Consider the following 23,861-nt stretch of genomic DNA (forward strand, 5'->3'; position numbering starts at 1 on the left):
GCCACGAGAGGAACCCCATGGTGAACGGCATGCTCGCCCCCGGGCAGACCCTGGTGACCGAGGAGGGGGAGAAGGTCAAGGTCGCCGAGATGTTCGGCTCCGGCGGGCAGGGCGAGGTCTACCGGGTGCGGACCCGCAAGGGCGACCGCGCCCTGAAGTGGTACTACCCGCAGCTCGCCGACGGCCGCCAGCGGCAGATCCTCGAAGGGCTCATCGGGTGCGGCTGGCGCGACGACCGCTTCCTGTGGCCGCAGACCATCGTCGTCGACACGGACGGCAAACAGCCCGGCTTCGGCTACCTCATGGACGTACGGCCCTCCCACTTCCATGACCTGCCCGCTCTGTTCCGCCGCGACCCCGCGGTCGCCGCCACCACCCCCCGCACCCTCGTCATGGCGGCCCTGCACACCGCCGAGGCCTACCGCGCCCTGCACGCCAAGGGCATCGCCTACCGGGACATCAACTGGGGCAACATCTTCTTCGACCCACGCACCGGCGACGTCCTGGTGTGCGACAACGACAACGCGGTCTTCGAGGGCGAGACCGCGGGCGTCGCCGGCACCATGGAGTTCATGGCGCCGGAGCTGGTGCGCGCGGACCGCGGCGCCCAGCCCGGCATCCAGAGCGACCTGCACTCCCTCGCCGTCCTGCTCTTCCTGCTGCTGATGAACCACCACCCGCTCGAGGGCGCGCTGGCCCTGCAGATCCGGTGCATGGACGAGAAGGCCCGCAAGAAGCTGTACGGCACCGACCCGGTCTTCGTCTACGACCCGAACGACGTGCGCAACCGGCCGGTCCCCGCGGAGCAGCCGACCGTCGTCGCCACCTGGAACGCGCTCCCGCCGATGCTGCAGGAGCTGTTCGTCGAGACGTTCACGCACGGCCTGAAGAACCCGAACCGGCGGGTGCGCGAGACCCAGTGGCGCGACGCGCTCAGCGAGGCCCTCGACACCGTCTGCGTCTGCGGAGTCTGCGGCCGGCAGAACCTCACCGAACCCGACGGCCCCGCCCCCGACTGCTGGAGCTGCGGCACCCGGCTGACCCTGCCGCCCCGCCTCCAGCTGACCACCGGCACGGCGACGGTTCGCAGCAAGCCCCGGTCCGTCCGGCTCGGCCCGCAGGCCCGGATGTACGCCCACCACCTGGCCGTCGAAACGGAACGGCACGACTTCACCGCCGTGATCGCGGAGGTGACCGAACACCCCAAGCAGCGCGGACGGTTCGGGATCACCAACCGCTCGCAGAACCGTTGGATGGCACGCCAGGCGGACGGATCCGTGCACGACGTCGACCCCGGCCGGACCGTCGCGCTGCGCCCCGGGCTCCAGCTGGAGTTCGGCGGCGGGGCCGAGGCGGTCGTACGGGACTGACTGCCTCGGCGCCCCTCACGCCCGGAACGGCCACCACCGGCGCCACCGCCGCCACCAGTCGTACGACGCGGGGGACGGGAACGGGGACGGCAGCAGCCGGGGCGGGGCCGGGACCGCGGGCAACTCCACCACCGCCGCGTCGGCGGGGGCGGACAGCGCGTCGGGGCGCGGCAGCGCGACGACGGTGACCCGGTACGCGTCCGGAGTGACCGGGAACTCCGCCTTCCCGTCGGCGAGATACCTGCTGCGCGCCACCCGCCGCTCCGCACGCTGCCCGCCACTCTCCCAGACGACCAGCACCAGCACGGCCGGCTCCGGCCAGGCGAACCGCACCGCCGCGCGGTCGGCGGCGATGCGATGAACCGACAGATCCCTTACGGCGCCCGGCCGTTCGATGACCACGTCGGGCCCGGTCACCCGCCGCCCACCGAGCACGCTCACCGCCGTCAGACGCAGCCTCGACCGCTCCGGAACGGCCACCTCCACGGACGGCTCCGGCCCGGCCGGGAACTCCGGCACGGTCAGGTCCGTACGCCGTGACACGTCCGTGCCCGCACGCACCGGCCCGCTCGGCCACGGCAGCACCGCACCGCGGCCCCGGTCCGGCGGACGCCAGGTGAGCGCCACCCGGCCACCGTCACCGAGGAGCCGCGCCGTGAGGTCCTCCACCTGACCGGGCCACTCCTCGGCGTGGACGCTCACCTCGGCCCCCGGCGACCACACCGTCTCGCCGTTCGCACCCGGATAGCCGCAGCGGATCGTGTACAGGTAGGTGCCCGCGGGAAGCGGCACGTCCAGCACCTCGTCACGTCCGCACGGCACCGGCACGGACGGCCCGACGGCGCCCCCGTCCGGGCCGCGTTCCACCTTCACCTCGACACAGGCCGGGTCGGCACTCCAGCGCAGCCGCACCCCGTCGGGCACGAGCGTGCTGGTGACCCCGGCCACGTCCGGTGCGATCACCAGGGGGGCCGACACCAACGGCACCCCGGCGACCAGCCCTTCCCGCAACGGGACGACGGCGTAGCGCAGGGCGCGGCCGACCGGGGCGTCGGTATCGGTGTGGTGCGGGGGCTGCCCGGCGGGCGTGGGGGCGTCGGACGACGACCGCGGGGCCACCGTTGTCCCGGCGGGCGTGTCGGCGTCGGGTGGCTGCGTGGCCGCCGTTGTCCCGGCGAGCGGCGCCGCCGGAGGACCGACGCCTTCGCGGTCGGCGGGCGGCGTCGACCGCTCCTCGGCGCCCTCCCCTCCAGCGTCGGCGGGTGTCTCGGACCGTCCTCCGGAGGCGTCGGCGGCAGCGTCGGCGGCAGGCGCCGGCCGATCCCCCGTGCCGCCCCCGCCGGTGTCCTGCCCCGGCGGTTCCGCCGGAGGCCACACGCCCACCTCCGTGGCCCCGTCGGGTGAGCCGTCCGGGAAACGGAGCAGGCGGAACGTGACCGGGGCCGCACTCGACCGGGCCGGTGGCCAGGTGAGACGTACCGCCCGGTCGTGCGCGACCGCCTCCAGGCGCGGACCCGCTCCCGGCCCGGACGCGTCCGCCGCGCGCGCCGCCGCGCCCAGCAGGCGCGCCTCGAGCCATGACTCGTCCACGGCCCGGCGGAGGGCACGGAGCCAGGTGGCCGCCGCGGCCCGCGCGTCACCCAGCGCCTCCAACCGGTCGGCCAGGTCCGACAGCCGGTCGACCTCGGCGCGCCGCGCGTTCAGCCCGTCCAGGAGCTGGGTGAGAGCGGGATCCCGCCCGGTGTCGCGCACCTGCGCGGCGAGCTGCCGGGCCGAGCGCAGCCGCGTCCCCGGCCAGATGTCGCCCAGCCGTTCGGCGGCCGCCCGGGAGACCCCCGCGGCGGGGAAGCCGGCCGCCACCGCCGCGGCCAGGTGCCGCGCCTCGTCGCGGTGCACCCCGAGGGCGGCGGCCGCCTCCTCGGTGGGTCCGGCGGAGCCGTCGCGCAGCAGACAGGCCAGCTGCCACAGCAGGATCCGGCGCAGCCCCATCGGATCGTGACGGACGAACGCCTCCACCGTGTCCACGACGTCCACCACCCCGGCGGCCCGTGTATCGCCGGAGGACAGCCATCCGGCGCGCGCCTGCCGGACGTACTCCTCGTCGACCCGCTGCCACAGGGTGCCGCGGCCGCGGAACCACAGCCCGTCCAGGATCCGGAAGCCGTCGTCGGCCCGGGAGGGGGAGGCGAAGGAGGCGGGCCGGGGCGGCGCGGGCGGGCGCAGGACGTCCGCGAGGTGCCGGAAGCCCAGCGCGTCCAGCGCCTCCCGCAGCCGGAGGTAGCCGCGCATCGCGGGGAAGCAGGGCAGGTCGGGCGGCGGAGGCGGGGACGCCCCCGCGTCAGCCGACACCCGCTGGCCGGGCCGCCACTGTGCCACGCCGCCTGGTCCCTTCCGTACGTGGTGTGTCGTTCGTCCTCGTCACACGCTGTCTCATGCGTCGTCCGGGACTCACTCGCCCGGTTGCGTGTAGTAGTACACGCGGACCACCGCCGTGTTCGGTGTCTCGCTCAGGTCGTGGAAGTCGTCCGTCGCCATGCGGGCGCCGAACATCTCCGGGCGGGCCTTGGACAGCAGTCCGTTGACCCGGTGCGCGTAACTCGTTCCGCCCTGGCCGCCGCCGAAGGTGAGCACCAGGGCCGCCGTGCGTCCCTTCCACTTGGCGGTGCCGGAGCGGATCTGCCGCAGCAGGCCCTCGCGGTCCGTGCCGCGCACCTTGAACTGCCGGTAGGTGCGGGAGACGCCCGGCTGCCCGGTCGGCGTCGGGCTCGGCGACGCGCTGGGGGAGGGGGAGGGAGAGGCGGATTCCGTGGGGCGGGAGGCCAGCGGGTCCGGGCGGTCGGCCATCGACACCAGCGCCAGGACCAGCAGCAGGTCGGCGAAGAGCCAGCCGGCCAGGACGACGGTGCCCAGACCGCGCCGGCGCTGCCGGGTGCGTGGGCTCACACCTCACCGCCGTCCGGGTGCTCGTCCGGGCTGCCGGCCGGCGCGGGGACGGGACCCCGCGTGCCGTGGACGCCGTTGACCTGCCCGGGCCGGAGCTGCCCGGACAGGGCGCGGATCTGCTGGTCCAGGCGCGCGGCCGCGTCCTGCCAGTGGGCGGCCGCCGCGTCCCAGCGCTCGGTGGCCTCCCGCATCCCGTCGACGACGTCGTTCGTACGTCCCGCGCCCGCGGCGACGGCCTGGGCCGCCAGCTCGGCCGCCTGGGCCGCCGCCGCGGACTTCGCCGCGAGCGTCTTCTGCTCGGCGACCAGCGACGTGAACGCGTTCCGCACCTCGTCCCCGGCGCTCTGCAGGCGGTCCGCGATGCTGCGGGCCGCGTCCCGGCTGTCCTGGCGGACCTGGTCCGAGACGGCCGTACCGGCCTTCACCGCGGCCTCGACCCGGTCGGCCGCCCGGGCGATGCCGGGCACCTCGGCCGACAGGGCACCGGCAGCCTTCTGCAGCGCGTCCGTGGCGTCGCCCACGGCGCTGGCACTGTCCATCAGGCCCTTGTGGCTGCGCTCGGCCCGCTTGAGCAAGCTCTGCAACTGCTGGACGACACGGGCCAGTTCCTTGGAGAACTGGTCCGGGGACGCGGCCCGGTGCGGGGCCAGGCACAACTGCACCCGGGTCAGCAGCGAGGCCAGTGAGCCCAGCAGCTGCTCGTCCTCGATGTGCCGGGCCTCCTCCTCCCGCTCGGCCCGGGTCCGGGTGCGGGCGTGCCACACCGACAGCAGCACCAGCAGGGTGATCAGCAGGACGGCCATCAGGGCCACGTTCTCGAAGCGGCCCATCGTCGACAGGTTCCCGTGGAAGCCGGTCTGCCACAGCTGCAGGAAGGGCCGGGTCGCCTCCTCGGGCCGTGTCCTGCTCAACTCCCCGTAGGCGCGCACCGCTTCGCGCAGGCCGTACCAGGTGATCAGCAGTGGGACGAACACCAGCACGCCGAGCACGGCCTCCAGGACGCCGTCCCGTGGCGCGCGCCGCCACCAGGGCTGCGCGGGGTCCGGGCCGGGCGGTTCGGCGGTGAGGCTCTCGGGTCGTACGAAGGACTGGACGAGGTCGACCTCCGCCCAGGTGCCGAGCCGGCTGCCCTGCGTCAGGTCATCGGCCAGGGCGCTCAGTTCGTTCCTGCGCGCGGCCAGCCGGGACTCGTGGCGCTCGAGGAGCTCCGTCAGCTCTTTGCCCAGGACCTTCCGGTCCAGGAACGTCGGTCCGGGGGGCGTGGATGCGGTGGTCAAGCGTGTTCTCCTGACTCAGCACCGGGGCGGCCGGTGCTCCTGCGATCTGCCGGGCACTCCTCAGCGGGGGACGCCGCCTCGGTCCCGGTGGTTCCTGCCGCGGCGGCTCAGTCGGTCCAACAGGGCCTGTGCGGCGCCGTGTTCGGGGTCCCAGGCCAGACAGCGCCGCGCGGCCTCGACGGCGTCGTCGTGCCGCCCGCGCTCCTCCAGCCGCTCCGCGTGCCGGTAGGTGCGCTCGGCGAGCAGCTCGCGCACGCGCGCGTTGGTGGGGTCGTGGCCGTAGGCGCACCGCAGCCAGCGTTCGGCGTCGGGAAAGTGCTCGGGCGAGAAGTCGGCCATGGCCGCCGCGCAGTGCACGCTGATCATCGCGTCGAGCACGTCGGGTCCGGACGTACCGTCCCCGGCGGCCTGCCAGGCCGCGTGCGAGGCGCGTACCGCCTCCTCGTAGCGGCGCTCCGTCAGCAGGTCGCGCGCGGCGGCCAGGCGGCGGGCGGCCTTGCGGTCGGCCGCCCAGTGTTCGGGGTCCGGCGGCGCGGCGGACTGCGGCGTCCGGTGTGGCGGGACGGTGCCCAGGGAGTCGAGCAGCGCCCGCGCCTCGGCCACGATCGTCTCCAGCAGCGCCCGCGCGTCCCCGACCCGCCCGTGCGCCACGAGCTCCCGGGCCCGCGCCACGTCCAGGGGCCCGGACGGGGCGGCCCCGGAGCGGGCGGACGGAGGCCCGGCGGACGAGGTCCCCACGGACAAGGTCCCTGCGGTCCCTGCGGTTGGGGTCCCCGCGGTCGGGGTCCCCACGGACAAGGTTCCCGTGGACGGGCTCGCCGTGGACGGCGACCCCCCGGTCGGGGCCTCCGTGGGCGGGGGAGGATCCGGTGGGGGAGACAGCAGCGTCACCGTCAGCCGTGGGGCGTCCGACAGCGTGTCGTCGGACGGGTCGGCCGGTTCCAGGGCGGCCGGCGCGTCAGCCCCGGCCGGGGACACACCCGTGAGCTGCGCCGCGTGCCTCAGGGCGCCCGTGGCGAGCAGGTCGTCGGGCGCCCGCACGGTGTCCCGCGCCAGTCCGCGCACCCCCGACCGGACCGCCTCCAGCCGCGTGCCGCCGCCCACCAGCAGCAGGGTGTCCACGTCACGCGCCCCCATCCCGGACTGGTCGAGCAGCGTGCGCGCGCGGACCAGCGTACGGCGCACATGGCGCTCCAGATACGCCGCCACCTGCTCGCGGTCGAACCGCAACTGGGTCGGGCCGGCGCCGAGATCGAGTTCCAGCAGTGCGCCACTGTCACCGTCGGGCGCGCCGAGTTCCTGCCGGATCCGCTCCACGCGGGCGCGCAGCCGCAGCCAGCCGGCCTCGTCGAGACCGACCGGCTGCGTCCGGCCGCGCACGGCCCGCAGCGCGGCGGTCAGCGCGGCGTCGTCGAAGGCGCGGCCGCCGGTGCCGGCCGTGGTCTCGTGCCCGAGCGCCCGGTAGCGTGCCCGCGCGCCCCGCACCAGTCCCAGTTCGAACCCGCCGTACCCCAGGCCGTACACCAGGCACGTGGTGCTGCCCCGGCCCTGCGTGTGGCCGAGGACCGCGGCCATCGCGTCGCCGATCAGCCGCACCTCGTCGAGCCCGGCCGCGCGGGCCGCGTCGAGCAGGGCCGTGCGCTGCGCCGAGCGGTAGCTCACCGGCACACTGACGACGGTCAGGGTGATCCGCCCGCCGGCCGTCGCCTCGACCTGCTCCCGCACCTCGCGCAGCAGGCCGGTCACCACCTCGTCCGCCGGGGTCGGCACTCCGCCGACCAGGGCCGGACGCCCGCTGCCCAGTCGGCTCTTCAGGCTGGGGAACGTCACCGGCAGCGGTCCGGCCACCGTCGGCTCGCACAACAGCCACGGCCACCGCTCCCCGGACAGCGCGAGCCGCCGCACCGGGCCGCCCGGCCGCCCGAACGCCGCCCGCAGCCCCGTACTGCCGAAGTCGAGGCCGAGTCCCAGACCCCGCGCGGCCCCGTCCGCACCCCCCGGCGCGGTCACGTGTCCGCCGCGTCGTCCGGGACCCGCAGGATCCCGTCGAAGCGCTCCGTGTCGCGCAGCGCCAGGACCCGGCGTGCGTCGTACGCCTGCGCCACCAGGTTGGCGAGATTGCGGGCCTGCTGGGCGGCCAGCAGTCGGTTGCCCTCGGCGTGGGCCTGTTTCACATAGCCCACCGCCTCGTTGATCAGGCTCGCCGTCTCCGGGGGCGCCCCGTCCGTGGCCTCCTCCGCGTGCAGGAACTGACTGGCGTAGCCGCAGTTGTGGTACATGTCGTCGATCAGCAGCTCGGTGAGCCGCTTGTACTCGCCGCTCTCGCCCTGCCTCAGGACCTGCTCCGCCTGCTGCAGGTCCCGGCGGACCTTCATCTCCTGCAGGTCCTCGACGTAACCGCCGTAGCGCTGGAGGAACTTCTCCGCGTCCCGCTTGGCCCACTCCAGGCGCTGCCGCAGCGTGGCGCTGTCCGGTTCGAGCACCGGGGCGGGCGGCGGGGTGCGGGGCTTCTCGCGCCTGGGCCGGGCCTGAAGGCGCATGTCGGTGCCGGGCACGGTGATCGTCACCGTGATGGTCCGGTTCGCGTCGTAGTTGAACGACACCTCGACACGCTGGTTGACGTCGATCTCCTGCGGCAGTTCGAACTCCACGACGCCCTGCTCGTCGTTCTTGCTCGCCACCGGGCTGTTGCCCTCGTACACCGGGACCCGGATCAGGCGGCTGTCCGTCGCCTGGAACACCTTGGTGCACGGCTCCGGCAGCGGGTAGGCGGTGCCGCTCTCGATGATCGGGACGAAGACGTCGCGCTGCGAGCCACGCACCGCGCCGATGCCCATCGCGACACCGGTCACCTCGTACAGCCCCGTGGTGCCGACCGCGCGGGCGCCCGCCAGGCTCTGCCCGCAGGCCGAACACGCCGTCGCCGTCTCGTCGTTGACGGTGCCGCAGCGCGGGGCGGGGCACTCCACCCCGTTCAGCGTGCCGGCCAGGATGCCGGCGCCGAGCGCCACGCACTCCATGGGGTTGATGTCCCGGCGGACCTTCTCCCGGCCGAAGAACGCCTCCACCGCCTCGTACACCGAGCGCGTCAGCGTGCCACCGCCGACCAGCAGCACGTCGGTGATCTGGGTGGTGTTCAGGCCGTCCTGTTCGAGGGTCTCGCGGACCAGGTCCATGGTGCGCCGCACCAGATGGTCCGTCAGCTCCCGGAACTCGGCCTGGGTCAGTGGCATGTAGACGTCGACGACGACGCCGTCGCCGGTGTACGCGGCCGGGATGTTGACGACGGTCTCGGGCGAGTCGTTGAGCCGCCACTTGACCTGCTCGGCCTCCTTCTTCGCGAGGAACCGGAACCGCTTGTCCTGCGAGGGGTCGACGCCGTACTCCTGCTGCACCCATTGGGCGATCCGGTCGACGACGGCCAGGTCGAAGTCGTCGCCGCCCAGCCAGTCGTCGCCCGCGAACTTCCGCACGGCGAACTGGGCGTTGCCGTCATGGCCCTTGGTGGAGTCCAGCACCGAGATGTCGAACGTGCCGCCGCCCAGGTCGTAGACGAGGATGCGGCTGCGCTCCCCGCCGCGCTTGTCCAGGCCGAAGGCGATCGCGGCCGCCGTCGGCTCGTCGATGATCTTCTTCACGGTGATCCCGGTGAGTTCCGCCGCCTCCCGGGTGGCGGCCCGCTGCGCGTCCCCGAAGTGCGCGGGAACCGTGATCACGGCCTGGGGCACGTCCTCGCCGAGGTTGCGCGAGGCGTCCTTGACCAGCTTGCCGAGGATCGCGCTGGAGACCTCGGCCGGCGTGGTGGTCCGCCCGCCGAACACCACGTGGGCGCGCGGATCGTCGTCCGGGCCCGGAACGATCTGGTAGCTGAGCCGGTCACGGGCCCGGGCGACCTTCGCGTCGGTGAAGTCCCGGCCCATCAGCCGTTTCACCGACAGCACCGTGTCCTGCGGGTTCTTGTCCGCCCAGTTGAGGGCGTACCGCCCGACGAGCAGTGACTCCGATCCCTCCCGGCGCATCATGCCGACCACCGACGGCGTCAGGTTCTCGGCCTCGCCGTTGCGGACCACCCGGGCCTCCCCGCGGTCCGGGTCGTAGTGCGCCACCACGCTGTTGGTGGTGCCCAGGTCGATACCGATCGCTGTCATCCCTGCTCCCCCTCCTGCCCCGTGCCCTGCCTGCTCCGGCCGCCGTGCCCGTCGTCCGGTACGGCGACCACCACGCGCGCGCCCCGCAGCACCCGGCCCGCGTAGCCGTACCCGCGCTGCACGACCTCCACCACCTCGTCCTCCACGTCCGACACCGACGGCCGTACCCCCACCACGTGGTGGGTGGCCGGGTCCGCCCGCTCGCCCGCGACGCCGATCGGCTCCAGGCCCTCGCCGCGCAACGCGGTCTCGAAGCGTTCGGCGAGCCGCCGCAGGCTGCCGCGGTAGGCCTCGGCGTCCCGCGCCGGGCCGGCCGCGAGCAGCCGGTCGAAGTCGTCGAGCGTGTCCGCGCACAGCAGCAACAGCCGCTCCACATGCGCCCTATGGGCGGCCTCGCGCGCGGCCAGCTCCCTGGCGTGGTCGTAGCCGAGCCGAGCGGCCGACCTGTCCGGCTCAGTCATCGCCCCTCCCCTCGGTCACCGGTCGAACCGGATCAGGTCGTCCAGCAGCCGGGCCGCCCACGGCGGCGGCGTCCCGACGGGCCGCACCTGGCCGCCCGCCTCCTCGGACGCGCCGCCGGGCGGAGCGGATGCATCCTCCGGTACGGCGCCCTGCCCGGGGCCGCCCTCGCCGTCGTCACCGTCGTCGCGGTCGTCCGCGCCATCCCGGACACCGTCGAACGCCATCTGGCCGAGCTGCCCGTGACGGTCGCCGCCGTGGCCCGCGCCGTCCGGTCCGTCGCCGCCGAGGTCGTACAGGAACAGGTCGAGCAGCAGCCGGCGGCGGACGTTGCGCAGGTCGTTCCACGCCTGCTGGGTCTGCCGTGTCATCAGCCGCCGGGCCTGCAGTTCGAAGGACACGTCCTGCATCTCGGCGTGCGTCGTCCGAGGGGTGACGCCCACCGGGGCCAGCGCCGCGTACGGCGGGACCCGGTCCGGGTCCTCGCCGGGATCCTCGATCATCACGTGTCGCTCTCCTCCTCGGCTTCGCTCTCAAGGCCCCGCAGGGTCTCGCGCCAGCGGCGGACCGTGTCCAGCAGGAACGTGCGTGTCCGGGCCGACGACGCGTCCGTACGGGCCGCCCGGATCAGCAAATGCACGGCAAGCGCCACATCGCCCTCCTCCAGCGCGCGGCGCGCCCGCTGGGCCAACTGCCGTGCCAGCGCGGCGACATCGGCCTGGTCCGGCTGCCGCTCCTGGGCCATCGCCCGCATCAGCTCGGCCAGCCCGTCGATGCCGATCCGCTCGGAGACCAGCCGCTCCAGCTCGTTGAGGGTCTCGGTGAGCGTCTCCCGGTAGCCGTGCGCCAACTGCTGCTCCAGGCCCGTGTGCAGCAGGCCGAGCGCCTCCTCGAGCAACCCCAGCCGCTCCACCGGATCGGCGGTGCGCTCGTCGAGCGTGAACACCAGGCACCGGACGAGGTTGTCGCGGGCGTGGCCCGACGCCGGGTTCAGCTCCAGCGCCCGCCGCAGGTCGGCCTCCGCGGCGGGCACGTCCAGCGGCAGGCCGTACCGCCCGCGCGACGAGGCACGCCACACCCCGCGCATCGACAGCACCAGCGACAGCTGGGCGTCCAGCTGGGCCGCCAGGTCGCGGGCGAGCGGCCGCAGCATCGGCTTGACCCGCTCGACGAGGGTCACCGCCTCGTCCAGGGCGTCGTCGCTCTGGTCCGCGTCCACGTCGATGAGCGCCTCGACGCGCCCCAGCACCATCTGCACCACCGCCCAGTGCGTGCGGGCCGGCATCCCGGCGCCGGTGGACACCCGTACGGCCTGCGACCACTGTTCCAGGGCCCGGTCGAGCCCGCCGGAGCCGCTGGTCAGCGCCGTCTGCGCGAGCGCGAGCCGGGCCTGCACCGCGAGCGCCGCACCGTCCTGCACGAGCCGGGCGTGCCGCCGGGGCAGCCGCAGATAGGCCGGGTTGCGGCGTACGAAGTCCTGGCAGTGGCCGCAGTCCCGGATGTGCGCCCGCGGATCCGCGGCCGTGCCCGGACCCGCGCAGTCCGCGGGGAGGTCGTGCAGGGCGGGCAGCGGGGGCAGCGCCTGAAGGGCCTGTTCGAACCGGTGCGCCTCGCACAGCGCGTACGCGGGCGACAGCTCCGAGAACGCCCAGCGCAGCTTGCGCACCGCGAACTCACCCGGGTCGTAACCCTGTTGGGCGTCCGCGCTCAGCTCGGCGGCCCGCTCGGCCAGCGGCACCTCCAGCCGCAGCATGCGCAGATAACGCAGCCCGCAGGCCGGTGCGGCGGCGGTGCCCGGCACCGACGGCAGGCCGCCGACCTCCTTGAGCACCCGGGCACCGCCCAGCTCCGCCTCGAACAGCGCGGTGAGCGCCCGGTAGGCCTCCGCCTGCTGAGGCCGGCCCTGCTCGGTGTGGCCCTGCTCGCCCGCCGTGAGCCGGTCGGAGAGCAGCCGGCTGAGGTCCCAGCGCAGCCGGGCCAGGTCGTCGAGCGACACGGTCCGTTGGTAGCAGCCCGCGCGTTCGGCCCGCCAGGCGTCCCAGTAGCCCTCGTCGCTCAGCAGGGCCGCCCAGTACGCGAGCGCCGCCTCCCAGGCCCGTACCGCGTGCTCCCAGGCGCCGCTGTGCTCCAGTTCCTGCGCCTCCCACAGGCGTGCCACGGCCAGCCCGTGCACCACCGCCATGTCGCCGGGCGCGGCCGCGAGCTCCCGCTGCCACGCCGCGACGGCCGCGTCCCGGCCCCGGGCGAGCAGGAGCAGCAGCGGCGCGTCGCGCGGGAACCGCTCGCACAGGGCGTCCAGCGGATCGGTCCCGTCGTCCGGCACCAGATGCGCGACCGCCTCACGGACCGCGTTCGGGGCGTGCCAGCGGTACAGCAGGGCATCCAGCTCCAGCCGCCGCCCGGGCACCCGCAGCCGGGACCAGGCCGCCCGCTCCTGCCACGTCCACGTCCTGCCGCCCCGCTCCATGAACGCGAACGACACCTCGTTGACCACGTCCATCGACGATCCGGGGCCGACCCCCGCGTCCCGCAGCGCCAGATACGGGAACGCCGCGTCACGCAGCGCGAACGGGTCCGCCACCAGAGGCTCGCCGATCGGGCCGTCCACCCAGGGCAGCGCCCGCAGCACCCCGCGCAGCCGCGCCGCCTGCGCCCGGGCACCCTCGTGCTCCGCACCGGCCCGCTCGTACGCCTCGGCCGCCGCCGCGAACCGGCCCTGCTCCTCCAGCGACCGGCCTTCGCAGTGGGCCAGGCGCGGCGCGGCGTCGCGGTACGCCGCGCAGCCGCGGAAGGCGTCCACGGCCCGGCGCCAGTCCCGCTGGGACTCCGTCAGCCGCCCCCGCGCATAGGCCGCCACCCGGGGCGCGTCGGCGTGGGCCCGCAGCGAGTCGGCCACCCGGCAGGCCTCCTCCCAGTCACCCTCGGCCTCGGCGAGCCGGGCCCGGGCGTACCTGGCGCGCACGGCGGCGTCCGCGAAACCGCCCTCGTCGGCGAACGCGTCCGCCAGCTGCTCGTAGGCGTCCCGGACGGCCCGCCACGGCCCGGCGCCCTCGGCGGTGGCCTCGGCCACCCGGGCCTGCGCGTACCGGGTGCGCGGAGCCACGTCACCGTGGTCCTCGGGCAGCTCCCGGTAGGCGGCGAGCGCCTCCGGCCAGCGGCCCTCCCGCTCGCACAGCCGAGCCCGCACATAGCGGTGCAGCCGGGCGAACTCCTCGTCGTCCCCGGCGGACGGCGCGAACAGGTCGCGGGCCCGCTCCAGTTCACCGAGGCTCAGCGCGTGCAGCCCCGTCGCCTTGCGGCGCAGCAGACCCACCGCACCGTCCAGGGCCTCGTCCGGTACGCCGTCCAGGTGGCCGAGCACCGAGGTCCAGGTGTCGGGTCTGGGCGCCTCCTGATGCTCGGCGAGGCGGGCACGCGCGTACTTGCGGCGGTGGCCCACGTCGCCGTCCGCATGGCTGTCCGGCAGCCCGCCGAACTCCTCCACGACGGCCTTCCAGTCCCCGCGCGCGGCGGCGGCCCGGCCCCGGGCGTACAGCAGCAGCGCGGCGGGCGGTTCGGGCAGATCGTGGATCCGCGGCGGGACCTCGGCGAAGTGGTCCCGCGCCGCCTCCCACTCCTCGTGCAGCGCGCAGGCCCGGCCGAGGGCGTAGTGCCGCCGCGCCTCGGCGTCCGCGTGCCGCGCCCGCGCGTACGCCTCTGCCGCCGCCTCCCAGTCCCCGGCCGCCTCCGCGATGCGGCCCTCGGCGAACCGGCGCCGCGCCAGGGTGTCCTCGTACGCGTCGGGCAGGAGCCGCAGGCACTCCAGAGCCCGCTCCCACGCGCCGGTCTCCGCGGCCGCGACGGCCGTCTCATGGACCCGTTGCCGCAACTCGCCGAGCAGGGCCGCCGGATCGGGCAGGTCGGTCGTGACCGGGGGTGGGGTGCCGGACCCGGCGGTCGTCCGGTCCGGAGCCGGCGCGTGGCCGCCCGGCGGGGACGCGGGGACCGTCGCCGGGACCGTTCCCCCGGCCCGCGCCTCGCGCAGCGCCGTCTCCGCCCGCTGCATCGCCGCCAGCGCTTCGGGCCACGCCCCGGCCTCGGCCGCCGCCCGCCCCCGGGCGTAGTGCGTCCGCGGCACCGCGTCGCCGAAACCGCCGGCCGAGCCGAACCGCTCGGCCGCCTCACCCCACCTCTCCTCCTGCTCCGCCACGCGTCCGGCGGCGTAGGCCAGCCAGCGGGCGAGCTCGGGCAGGTGGGCGCGGTGGGCGTGCGGGGTGGCGTCGGACGGGGGTGTGCGGGGGTGTCCGTTCGGCGCCGGGGCACAGGACCCCGCGGCGACGGGGAGGGAGCCGGGGTCGGCTTCCGTGCCGCGCGCGGCCGGGGCCCGTCGTCCTGATCCGGGGTCGGCTTCCGTGCCGCGCGCGGCCGGGGCCCGTCGTCCTGATCCGGGGTCGGCTTCCGTGCCGCGCGCGGCCGGGGCCCGTCGTCCTGAGCCGGGGTCGGCTTCCGTGCCGCGCGCGGCCGGGGCCCGTCGTCCGTTCGGTCCCGGCGCGTCCCGCCGTACGTCCGGGGACGTCACCTCGGGGTCCGCGTACCGCTGCGACGCCTCCTTGAAGGCGTCGAGGGCCGCTGTCCATGCGCCGGTCCCGGCCGCCGCCCGGCCCCGGGCGTAGGCCGCGCGGGCCGCCGCGTCGTGCAGCCGCGGGCAGCGCCCGTACGCAGCCGCGGCGAGGGTCCAGTCGCCGGCCTCCTCGGCGCTGCGGCCGTGCACGTAGGCCGTTCCCTCCAGGGCCGGACCGTGATCGCGCCGCAGGCCGAGGGCGTGCGCGTAGGACGCGGACGCGGTGCTCCAGTCGCGGGCGGCACACGCCGCGGCCGCCCGGGCGCAGGCCTCGGCGAGCGCCAGCTCCTCACGGGCGGTGTCGCGCAGCCGCAGCGCATCGCCGAACCCTCCCGGCCGTGCGGCGAGGATCTCCTCGCAGTGCCGCAGGACCGTGGCCCAGTCCGCCTCCCGCTCGGCCGTGTGCGCCCCGTCGAGCAGCGCGCTGAGCCGGGTGAGTTCCCGCACCTCCTTGTCCAGGACGGGCAGCCAGGCGCTCTCGTCGTCCGGCAGTACGGCCCGCACCTGGGCGAGCGCGTGCGCCGCCGCCACCGCCTGCTCGGCCGCGAGCAGCTCGCACAGCCGCTGGACCTTCGGCCAGGCGAGCTCGTACCCGGCCTCGGTGCGCAGCAGCCGCTGCACCTCCTGGTACCGCTGCGTCTCGTTGGCCAGGATGCTGCGCACCTGCTGCCACTTCCTGCGCAGCCGCTGGAAACGGGCCGCCTCGATCAGCAGGTCCGAACCCACGTTCCCGGTGGGGTTCTCGTACGCCTCCAGGGCCGCGGCGCCCCGCTGGAGCGGATCACGTGCCCGCCTGCCGCTCCTGTCGGCCTCCTCGTCGCGCACCTCGCGGGCCTTGAACAGCCAGCCGTGCCGGCACTCCTCGTGCAGGAACAGCGCCGGCGTCGCCCACTCGGTGGCGGTGTGCCCGGGCTGGTAGGAGATGTGCCGCCGGGCGCCCGCCATCGCCTCGTCGATCGTCTGGTTGGCCGCGATGCCCTTCAGCAGCGCGGGCCCGAACAGGCCCGCCGACCGGTCGCTGACCCGGCCGTGCATGGCCACCACGGCGGGCACCCCGCCGCCGATCAGCGCCTGGGCGAGCCCCGAGAACGGCTCGGTGTGCGAACTGTCCGCCCCCGAGCAGAGGTTGAGCACGACCAGGCGCAGCCTCGCCGCCCGCAGCAGCATGCCGCTGAGCAGATCGGCGGGCACGAAGTCGGATCCGCCGCCCGGGGCCTCCAGATGCACCAGGCCCGTGCCGCGCCGGGTGTCGTACGACCCGTGCGCGATGAGCAGGACGGCCGTGGGCAGGTCCGAGGGCCTGCTCAGCGCGGCCTCCAGGGCCTCGCGCGTGGCCCTCCGCACCATCACCGTGTCCACGGTGAACTCGGACAACTTCGTCAGCAGCGCCTCGACCTCGTCCCCGCCCACTGGTACCGGAGCCTCGCCGACGGGCGAGGCGTGCGCGACCAGCAGCCGGATCTTGCTCGGCTCGTCGGCCGGTCCGGGCAGCCGCGCGCCGATCGGACCGCCCGGCAGCGACCGCACCAGCGACAGGCCGTCGTGGAAGGCCGGCGACTGCCCCGGTTCGGTGGCGGGCGCGCACAGGGCCTCCAGCGGAAGGCCGCGCAACGCCGGAGGGAGGTCGAAGCGCAGGCGCAGCCCGCGCTCGGGAACCATGCGCCGCACATAGGCCTGCGCGCCGCGCAGGCACGCCTCGGCCTGCTTGCCCAGCAGCAGCCCGAACACGTCCCGGCCCAGGTCGCGCAGCCGGGCCGCGGGGTCCTGGTCGCCCAGCGGGGCATGGCCGAGCTCCGCCTCGATCAGCCGCTCCCAGCGCTCCCGGTACTCCTCGGGACGGCCGTCCAGCGTCAGCACGTCCGCCGCCCCGCCGGGGCCGCTCACCGTCAGCACATGACGCCGCACACCGACCGGGCGCACCCGGAAGCGCAGCTCCTCGTACTCCATCACCCCGGCAGTCCCCCGATCCGCCCCTGCTCCAACTCCGAACGGACCAGGGCGAGATCGTGCTCGACCAGATCACGGAGCTCGGTCAGTTCCGGGTCGTCGGGGAAGAGGGCCAGCGCGTCGGTGAGGCGGTCCAGGGCCTCCTCGAGCCTGTTCCTGGCTCCGGCCAGGCTGCCCGACCACCTCATCCGCGCTCCGAGGAAGCGCAGGACGACGGCCAGGTTGACCTGGGGGCGATGCAGATGCGGGTTGAGCTCGACGGCGCGGCGCAGATCGGCGGCCGGGGACTCCAGCCGGTCGGGATCGCGGTTGGCCTCCACGATGCCGCGGTCGGTCAGGACCCGGGCCAACTGTCCTTGGAGACGGTTGCGCCGCCCCTCGCCGACGAGCGCGTAGGCGGCCTCCAGCGTCGCGCCCGCGGCCCGGAGGTCTCCGGCCCGGTGCAGTGCCTTGGCCGCCCCGAGCGCGGTACCGACGATCGCCTCCTCGACCTCCGCCGCTCGTTCCAGCGCCCGCGCGTGGGCGAGGGCCCGGCGCCAACTGAGGGCGGCCGTGGGGACGTCGGGGCCGGCCGGGGTGAGCGCCGCGCGCCCCTGGGCGAGCCGCGCCTCGAGCGCGAGCGCACGGCCGTCCCGCAGGAGCAGGGCGTGTTTGCCGGGGTGTACCGCGTAGGCCGGGTTGCGGGTGTCGAAGTGGGGGCAGTGGGGGTCGCAGACAGGCGCCGAGGCTTCCGGGGCAGTGGCTACCGGGGCGGCCGGGGTGCCGCTGCTCTGCTCCCCGGTACGGTGCTCCCGTGTACGGCGCTCCCCGGCACGGTGCTCCTTGGCACGGCGTGTGCCGTCCTCTCCGCTCGCGCCGCGGGCGCGGCAGCTGGGGCAGCGCAGTCCGGACAGTGCCGCCAGGGCCTCTCCGGGGCGGTTCTGCCCGAGCAGGGCCTCGACGAACCCGAGCTGCGAGAAGGCCCGCCGTAACGCCGGTGCCGCCTCGCCCGCCGTGGCGACGAAGGCACTCAACTCCCTTTCCCGGCCGAGCTCCGCGATCCGCAGGGGACCGCAGACCACGGGCGCCGCACCGGTCGTCAGGGGCAGCCCGCCCGCGTCCGCCAGCCGCCGCGCCGCCTCGGTCTCGCGGTCCAGCACCGCCTCGGGAGCGGGACGGCCGTCCGGGCCGTTCTCGGGCATGACCGCCTCGAGGCGGTCATGGAGGTCGGTGCGCAGTGCGGACAGGGCCGCGTCGTCGATGGACATGCCGTAGCGCTCGGCCGCCTCGGTGCGGCGCCGCTCCCAGAAGGCGGCGTCGTGCAGCAGCCCGGCCCACAGCGAGACGCACCGCACCCACGCGCGTGCCGCGTCCGCGCTGCCGGAGGGCGGGAGCCCGTGCCACGCCATCACGGCCAGCGTGTGGGCGACGGACCGGTCGGCAGGGGCGGCACTGGACGCGTCGGCGAGAAGGGCGAGGGCGTCCGGACGCCGACCGCTCAGGCAGAGGGCAACCGCGTGGGGAAGCGTGAGGCTCCGCTCGTCCGGGGCCAACTGACGGGCACTGTCGAGCAGGGCGGCGGCCCTGCTCCAGTCGTCGCCCGCCCGCGAGCGGCCCTGCGGGCCGGCCGCCTGCGCGCGCGCCATCGCGGACCTCGCGGCCTCGACCAGCATGCCGGCGACGCCGCGTGCCGCAGTGCCCGACAGCGCGGCCAGCACCCAACGGGCCTCCGCGTCCAGAGCACCGACGCGCTGCGCGGCCCGTAAGTCGGCCACCGCGCCGGCGGTCCGGCCCAGACGTACGCGTACGTAGGCACGCTGCACGAGACTGCGTCCATGCCCCGCGCACCGGCTCAGGACCTCCGTGAACCTCTGCTCGGCCGTCGCGTACGCACCCTGGTGCGCGGCAGCGCAGCCGAGCCAGTACAACGGACCCGGATCCACGGGGTCGAGCGCCATGGCCCGCCCGAACTCCTCCTCGGCCCCCACCGTTTCCCCACCGGCGAGCCTCACCCGCCCCAGCCCCACGTGGGCCCGCACGGCGAGCCGGGTGGGCGTGGAGCCGACTCCTGGCACGGCGCCGTCCGTCGGTGTGCCGGTGGTTCGGGATGCAGTGTTCTCAGTTGGCGTGCGGTCCGTCGCGGACGCGTCGCTCTCCGTCGGCGTGCGGTCCGTCCGGGACCCGGTGTTCTCCGCCGGAGCACGCTCGGCTCTGGACGCACCGCCCGTCATCGGCGTGCCGTCGTCCACCGTCGGTGTGTCGTCGCCTCCCGACGCGCTGCCCTCCGCCGGAGTGCTGTCGGCCGTATCCCCGCCAACGGTGACCGCGACCAACCCGTCCGTATCCTCATCCCCACCGGCGGCGACCGTGCCCGCTCCGTCCGCCTCCCCGCCGACCGCGACCGCCTGCTCCATGCCCCCGCCGACGGGGTCCGCGACCGCCCCCTCCGCAGCGCCACCACCCGCAAACGGCCCGACACGTGCCAGCACCGCCCGGAAAACCCGCGCCGCTTCCTCCAGGTCGCCGGCCGTCAGCAGGGACTCGCCCTGCCCACAGTCCTGCCGGGCCCGGTCCAGCTCACTGGGCTGTGCCACGCTCCCGGCCCCCCGATCCGTGGTGCACGTCGTCGTACGCCACTTCGTCTCGCATTCGTCTCGCGTCCGCTTCGCGTCCGGCCCGCCCCTCAGCCCGCGGCCTCGTCCAGTTCGGACCGCCACCGGCGGAGCGCGCGATCGTAGTGGAGAGGCCCGACGGAGAACTGCGTCAGATCCAGCACCGCCAACTGCTCGTACGCGCGCTGCGGCAGGTCCGGTTCCAGGACGATCCGCAGTCCGCTCCGCTCGTCCTGGAGCACCAGTGGCCGGGGCGTCGCCTCGCCCTGCGCCGTTCCGTCGCGCCGGAAGAGGCGACTCACAAGGTCCTTGAGCGCGAGATAGCCGTCCTTGACGGCCTCGCTGCCCAGCCCGCTGAGGAAGGCCTGCAGGGGCAGCGAGGCCAGGACCAACCACTGGAGTTCGGCGGGGCCGCGGTGGCTGAGGGCACGGCGGACGCGGACCGCGGGCATGCCCAGTTCCCGGAACCGTGCGGTCAGTTCCTTCTCCAGTACCTCGGAGACCTCTTGGGCGAACAGCAGTTCCGCACGCAGCGGTGCCTCGGTCATGACGGCCTACCTCCCCCGGGCCAGCACGGCCGGTCGGCTTCCATGTGACCCATGAGCCTAGAGCCGTTGGATTGCCGCCCGCCACCGGAACGCCCCTGCCGTCACCGGTACTTGGGAAGCCTCACGAAACCTGCACGTCCTGCCACACCAGCCGGTGGTCGGAGGTCGGAACCGTCCTGCCGTCCCCGACCAGCCGGTACAGCGGATGGCCGGACGTCGGCCAGAACACCCCGTTCGCGCGCGGCGTCAGCCCCTGGGAGGGGATGACGTGGTCGACCCTCAGGTTGCCGGGCGCGCCGTCCCCGAAGTCGGCCGTGTCGTACGCCGGATCACCGGTGTGCGAGGTGTTCGCACCGCCCTGCAGCCGTGCCGCCTCCACCCCGCCCGCGCTCGCCGGCGGCGTCGCCGGCAGGCACACCGCCGGGTGCTCCAGCAACTGCCGTATCGCGTGGTCGTAGCTGTCGCCGTCGTACGGATCGGCGTTGAGGTCTCCCGCGATCACGAACCGCGCCCCGGGGCGCAGCCCGCCGCGTCGTCCCCGGTCGTCGTACAGGTAGGCACTGCGGCGCCGTCCTCCGATGTAGTCGGCCCACAGGCGTATCTCGTCGTGGTTGCGACGGCCGTTGCGGTCCTCGGGCCCGTCGAAGGTGGGCGGGGTCGGGTGCGACACCAGGAAGTGCACGGTCGTGCGGCCGATGCGCACCGGTACGTCCCAGTGGCTCTTGGACGACAGCCGCAGGATCGTCCGCGCCTCGTCGCTGTAGTACCCCTCGGGCATGAGGTTGCCCGGCATGTCCTTCCACAGGAAGCGCTGGAAGGTGCGCACCGCGCGCGTGTCGATCGGGTACTTGGAGAGCACGACCATGCCGTACTGCCCGGGGAACCAGCCGTACCCGAAGGCGTCCTGGCCGTACGCGTCCGAACCGGGTGTCGTGACCGCGCCGTTCTTCCCGTCGAGGTCCACGCCCGAGGCGACACCGGTGTTCACCGGCGCGGTGAAGCGGTACGGGTAGCGCACCGGCCGGGCGCAGCGCTGCCCGACGGCGAGGTAGTCGCGCAGGAACAGGGCGAGGGCGGTGCCCTGGTCGTCGTAGTCGAACTCGTTGATCAGCAGCACGTCCGGATCGACCCGCTGGACGGTCTCGGCGACGTTGCGCGCCTGCGCGTTGTCCGGTGTGGACAGGTCCTGGATCAGGGCGCCCTGGGTGGAGCGGTTCAGCGAGGCGTTGAACGTGGCGAACCGTACGGTGCGTCCGGGGCGGCCGGTGGCCTCGGCCGGGTCCGCGGTGGCGGCGGCCAGCGCCGCCCCGGCGAGCGAGGCGAGCGCGGTACGGCGCGAAAAAGCGCTGGTGAGGTGGTTCATCGGGCCTCCGTGAGAAGGACGAGAGGAAGGGTGAGACGAAGGACGAGAGGAAGGGCGAAACGAGGGACAAGAGAAGGACGAGAGGAGGACGAAGAAAGAGGGGGGAGAGGTGAACTTCGGTAGTCTGCGCGCGTAGAGATGAACGTCGCAAGGCCCGGCCAGAACTCCCGCATTCACCCCCGATTCACGCGATGGTGTGATCATGTCCCGCCTCGCGGATGCCGCCGCGGGCCCCCGGGTAGGGCCCGGCCATGACGCAGCCGTTCGAACTCCCGCACTTCTACATGCCGCATCCCGCGCGGCTGAACCCGCATGTCGACGAGGCCCGTGCCCACTCGACCGCGTGGGCACGCGAGATGGGCATGCTGGAGGGCTCCGGGGTCTGGGAGCAGGCCGACCTCGACGCGCACGACTACGGCCTGCTCTGCGCCTACACCCACCCCGACTGCGACGGCCCCGCCCTGTCCCTGATCACCGACTGGTACGTGTGGGTCTTCTTCTTCGACGACCACTTCCTGGAGATGTACAAGCGCTCCCAGGACCGCGCCGCGGGCAAGGCCCACCTGGACCGGCTGCCCCTGTTCATGCCGCTGGACCTCGCGACTCCCGTACCGGAGCCGGAGAACCCGGTCGAGGCGGGCCTGGCCGACCTGTGGGCGCGTACGGTGCCGAAGATGTCCGCCGACTGGCGCCGCCGTTTCGCCGTGGCCACCGAGCACCTCCTCAACGAGTCCCTGTGGGAGCTGTCCAACATCAACGAGGGGCGGATCGCCAACCCCGTCGAGTACATCGAGATGCGCCGCAAGGTGGGCGGCGCCCCCTGGTCGGCGGGGCTCGTGGAGTACGCGACCGCCGAAGTGCCCGCCGGCGTCGCCGAGTCGCGGCCCCTGAGGGTGCTGATGGAGACGTTTTCCGACGCCGTGCACCTGCGCAACGACCTGTTCTCCTACCAGCGGGAGGTCGAGGACGAGGGCGAGAACAGCAACGGCGTGCTCGTCCTGGAGACCTTCTTCGGCTGCACCACCCAGGAGGCCGCCGACACCGTCAACGACATCCTCACCTCACGGCTCCACCAGTTCGAGCACACCGCGTTCACCGAAGTGCCCGCGCTGGCCCTGGAGAAGGGCCTCGCCCCCGACGAGGTCGCGGCGGTGGCGGCGTACGCGAAAGGGCTGCAGGACTGGCAGTCCGGCGGCCACGAGTGGCACATGCGCTCCAGCCGGTACATGAACAAGAACGCGCGGGCCACCAGGCCGTGGCCGGGTGCCGGCGGCCTGGGTTCGGCTGCCGACGTGCGTGCGCTGCTGGCGTCGGCCGGCGTGGAACGGCTGCGCGCCTACACGCACGTGCCGTTCCAGAAGGTCGGTCCGTCCCTCATCCCCGACATCCGCATGCCGTTCCCGCTGGAGCTCAGCCCGCACCTGGACGGCGCCCGCCGGAACCTGACCGACTGGGCGCACCGCATGGGCATCCTCCGCGAGGGCGTCTGGGACGAGGACAAGCTCGCCGCCTACGACCTCGCGCTGTGCTCGGCCGGTCTCGACCCGGACGCCACACCCGAGGCCCTCGACCTCAGCGCGCAGTGGCTCGCCTGGGGCACCTACGGTGACGACTACTACCCGCTCGTCTACGGCCACCGCCGCGACCTGGCCGCCGCCCGGCTGACCACGGCACGCCTGTCGGACTGCATGCCCCTCGCCGGCGAGCAGCCGCCGGTGCCGGTCAACGGCATGGAGCGCTGCCTGACCGACCTGTGGGCGCGGACGACGGCGGACATGACGCCCGAGCAGCGGCGCACGCTGAAGGACGCGGTGAACGTGATGACCGAGGCCTGGCTGTGGGAGCTGGCCAACCAGACCCAGAACCGCATCCCCGACCCGGTCGACTACCTGGAGATGCGCCGCCAGACCTTCGGCGCCGACCTCACCCTGAGCCTGTGCCGGATGGGCCACGGCCCGGCCGTCCCGCCCGAGGTGTACCGCAGCGGACCCGTCCGCTCCCTGGAGAACGCCGCCGTCGACTACGCGTGCCTGCTGAACGACGTCTTCTCATACCAGAAGGAGATCGAGTACGAGGGCGAGATCCACAACGCGATCCTCGTCGTGCAGAACTTCTTCGGCTGCGACTACCCGACCGGCCTCGGCATCGTGCACGACCTGATGAGTCAGCGCATGCGCCAGTTCGAGCACGTCGCCGAGCACGAACTGCCCGTCCTGTACGAGGACTTCCAGCTCTCGGACGAGGCCCGCGCCATCATGCGGGACTACGTGGTGGACCTGCAGAACTGGATGGCCGGCATCCTGAACTGGCATCGCACCGTGGACCGGTACAAGGCCGAGTTCCTGGCCCGCCGCACCCACGGCTTCCTCCCGGACCGGCCGCCCGCGTTGCCCCTCCTCACCTGACACCACGCACCTGCGGGTTCCGAATACTCCCGTACGGAACGGGGCATTCCCGCACCGACCCCCGCAGGCGCTGAAGTGCGACCACGGCGGGGCGCACGGCGGCCACGGGCAGGGGGGTGCCTCTATGTCTTTCGTCAAGCGAGGCGTGGGGTTCTGGGTTCGTAGAAGGTGCCGTCGCGGAGCATCGCGAACAGCACGTTGATCCGTTGT

At 74.5% G+C, this 23,861-nt stretch carries 13 protein-coding genes; 2 read left to right on the forward strand and 11 right to left on the reverse strand.

The genetic code is table 11. The annotated features are described in order from the left end of the window. The first annotated feature begins 17 nt into the window (after positions 1 to 17). Positions 18 to 1,370 carry a protein kinase domain-containing protein gene (locus tag ACYVMZ_RS20470; protein ID WP_461081649.1) on the forward strand — a complete coding sequence of 451 codons (1,353 nt, stop codon included), beginning with the start codon at positions 18 to 20 and terminating at the stop codon, positions 1,368 to 1,370. A 15-nt stretch (positions 1,371 to 1,385) separates the two neighbouring features. Here ACYVMZ_RS20470 and ACYVMZ_RS20475 read toward each other — a convergent pair whose 3' ends face one another. The 11 genes from ACYVMZ_RS20475 to ACYVMZ_RS20525 all read right to left on the reverse strand — a co-directional run bounded on the left by ACYVMZ_RS20475 (position 1,386) and on the right by ACYVMZ_RS20525 (position 21,246). Continuing rightward, complete coding sequence (locus ACYVMZ_RS20475; protein ID WP_461081651.1) at positions 1,386 to 3,746, reverse strand: hypothetical protein; 2,361 nt, start codon at positions 3,744 to 3,746, stop codon at positions 1,386 to 1,388. A 72-nt stretch (positions 3,747 to 3,818) separates the two neighbouring features. Beyond that, positions 3,819 to 4,313 carry a hypothetical protein gene (locus tag ACYVMZ_RS20480; RefSeq protein ID WP_461081653.1) on the reverse strand — a complete coding sequence of 165 codons (495 nt, stop codon included), beginning with the start codon at positions 4,311 to 4,313 and terminating at the stop codon, positions 3,819 to 3,821. Then, on the reverse strand, positions 4,310 to 5,590 hold the full coding sequence (locus tag ACYVMZ_RS20485) for a hypothetical protein (RefSeq protein ID WP_461081655.1): 1,281 nt from the start codon (positions 5,588 to 5,590) through the stop codon (positions 4,310 to 4,312). Before ACYVMZ_RS20485 ends, ACYVMZ_RS20480 begins: the two co-directional genes overlap by 4 nt. A 60-nt stretch (positions 5,591 to 5,650) precedes the next feature. Continuing rightward, positions 5,651 to 7,600: an Hsp70 family protein gene (locus tag ACYVMZ_RS20490; RefSeq protein WP_461081657.1), complete on the reverse strand. Its 1,950-nt coding sequence runs from the start codon at positions 7,598 to 7,600 to the stop codon at positions 5,651 to 5,653. Then, positions 7,597 to 9,738, reverse strand: a complete 2,142-nt coding sequence (locus ACYVMZ_RS20495; RefSeq protein WP_461081659.1) for an Hsp70 family protein — start codon at positions 9,736 to 9,738, stop codon at positions 7,597 to 7,599. The genes ACYVMZ_RS20490 and ACYVMZ_RS20495 overlap by 4 nt, the downstream gene beginning before the upstream one ends. Beyond that, positions 9,735 to 10,199, reverse strand: a complete 465-nt coding sequence (locus tag ACYVMZ_RS20500) for a nucleotide exchange factor GrpE (RefSeq protein WP_461081661.1) — start codon at positions 10,197 to 10,199, stop codon at positions 9,735 to 9,737. Before ACYVMZ_RS20500 ends, ACYVMZ_RS20495 begins: the two co-directional genes overlap by 4 nt. 15 nt (positions 10,200 to 10,214) lie before the next feature. Beyond that, on the reverse strand, positions 10,215 to 10,700 hold the full coding sequence (locus ACYVMZ_RS20505) for a hypothetical protein (protein WP_461081663.1): 486 nt from the start codon (positions 10,698 to 10,700) through the stop codon (positions 10,215 to 10,217). Next, positions 10,700 to 16,744 (reverse strand): CHAT domain-containing protein, encoded by a 6,045-nt coding sequence (locus tag ACYVMZ_RS20510; RefSeq protein WP_461081665.1) that lies wholly within the window; start codon positions 16,742 to 16,744, stop codon positions 10,700 to 10,702. The genes ACYVMZ_RS20505 and ACYVMZ_RS20510 overlap by 1 nt, the downstream gene beginning before the upstream one ends. Then, a complete protein-coding gene (locus ACYVMZ_RS20515; RefSeq protein ID WP_461081667.1) occupies positions 16,744 to 19,317 on the reverse strand; it encodes a tetratricopeptide repeat protein in 2,574 nt (857 codons plus the stop codon). Before ACYVMZ_RS20515 ends, ACYVMZ_RS20510 begins: the two co-directional genes overlap by 1 nt. A gap of 89 nt (positions 19,318 to 19,406) precedes the next feature. Beyond that, on the reverse strand, positions 19,407 to 19,883 hold the full coding sequence (locus ACYVMZ_RS20520) for a hypothetical protein (protein WP_461081669.1): 477 nt from the start codon (positions 19,881 to 19,883) through the stop codon (positions 19,407 to 19,409). Positions 19,884 to 20,004: 121 nt separating this feature from the next. After that, positions 20,005 to 21,246 (reverse strand): endonuclease/exonuclease/phosphatase family protein, encoded by a 1,242-nt coding sequence (locus ACYVMZ_RS20525; RefSeq protein WP_461081671.1) that lies wholly within the window; start codon positions 21,244 to 21,246, stop codon positions 20,005 to 20,007. Positions 21,247 to 21,497: 251 nt separating this feature from the next. On the opposite strand from ACYVMZ_RS20525, the gene cyc2 reads away from it, so the two are divergent. Then, on the forward strand, positions 21,498 to 23,651 hold the full coding sequence (cyc2, locus tag ACYVMZ_RS20530) for a germacradienol/geosmin synthase Cyc2 (protein ID WP_461081673.1): 2,154 nt from the start codon (positions 21,498 to 21,500) through the stop codon (positions 23,649 to 23,651). Positions 23,652 to 23,861: the final 210 nt, after the last annotated feature.

The organism is Streptomyces deserti (assembly GCF_054782695.1).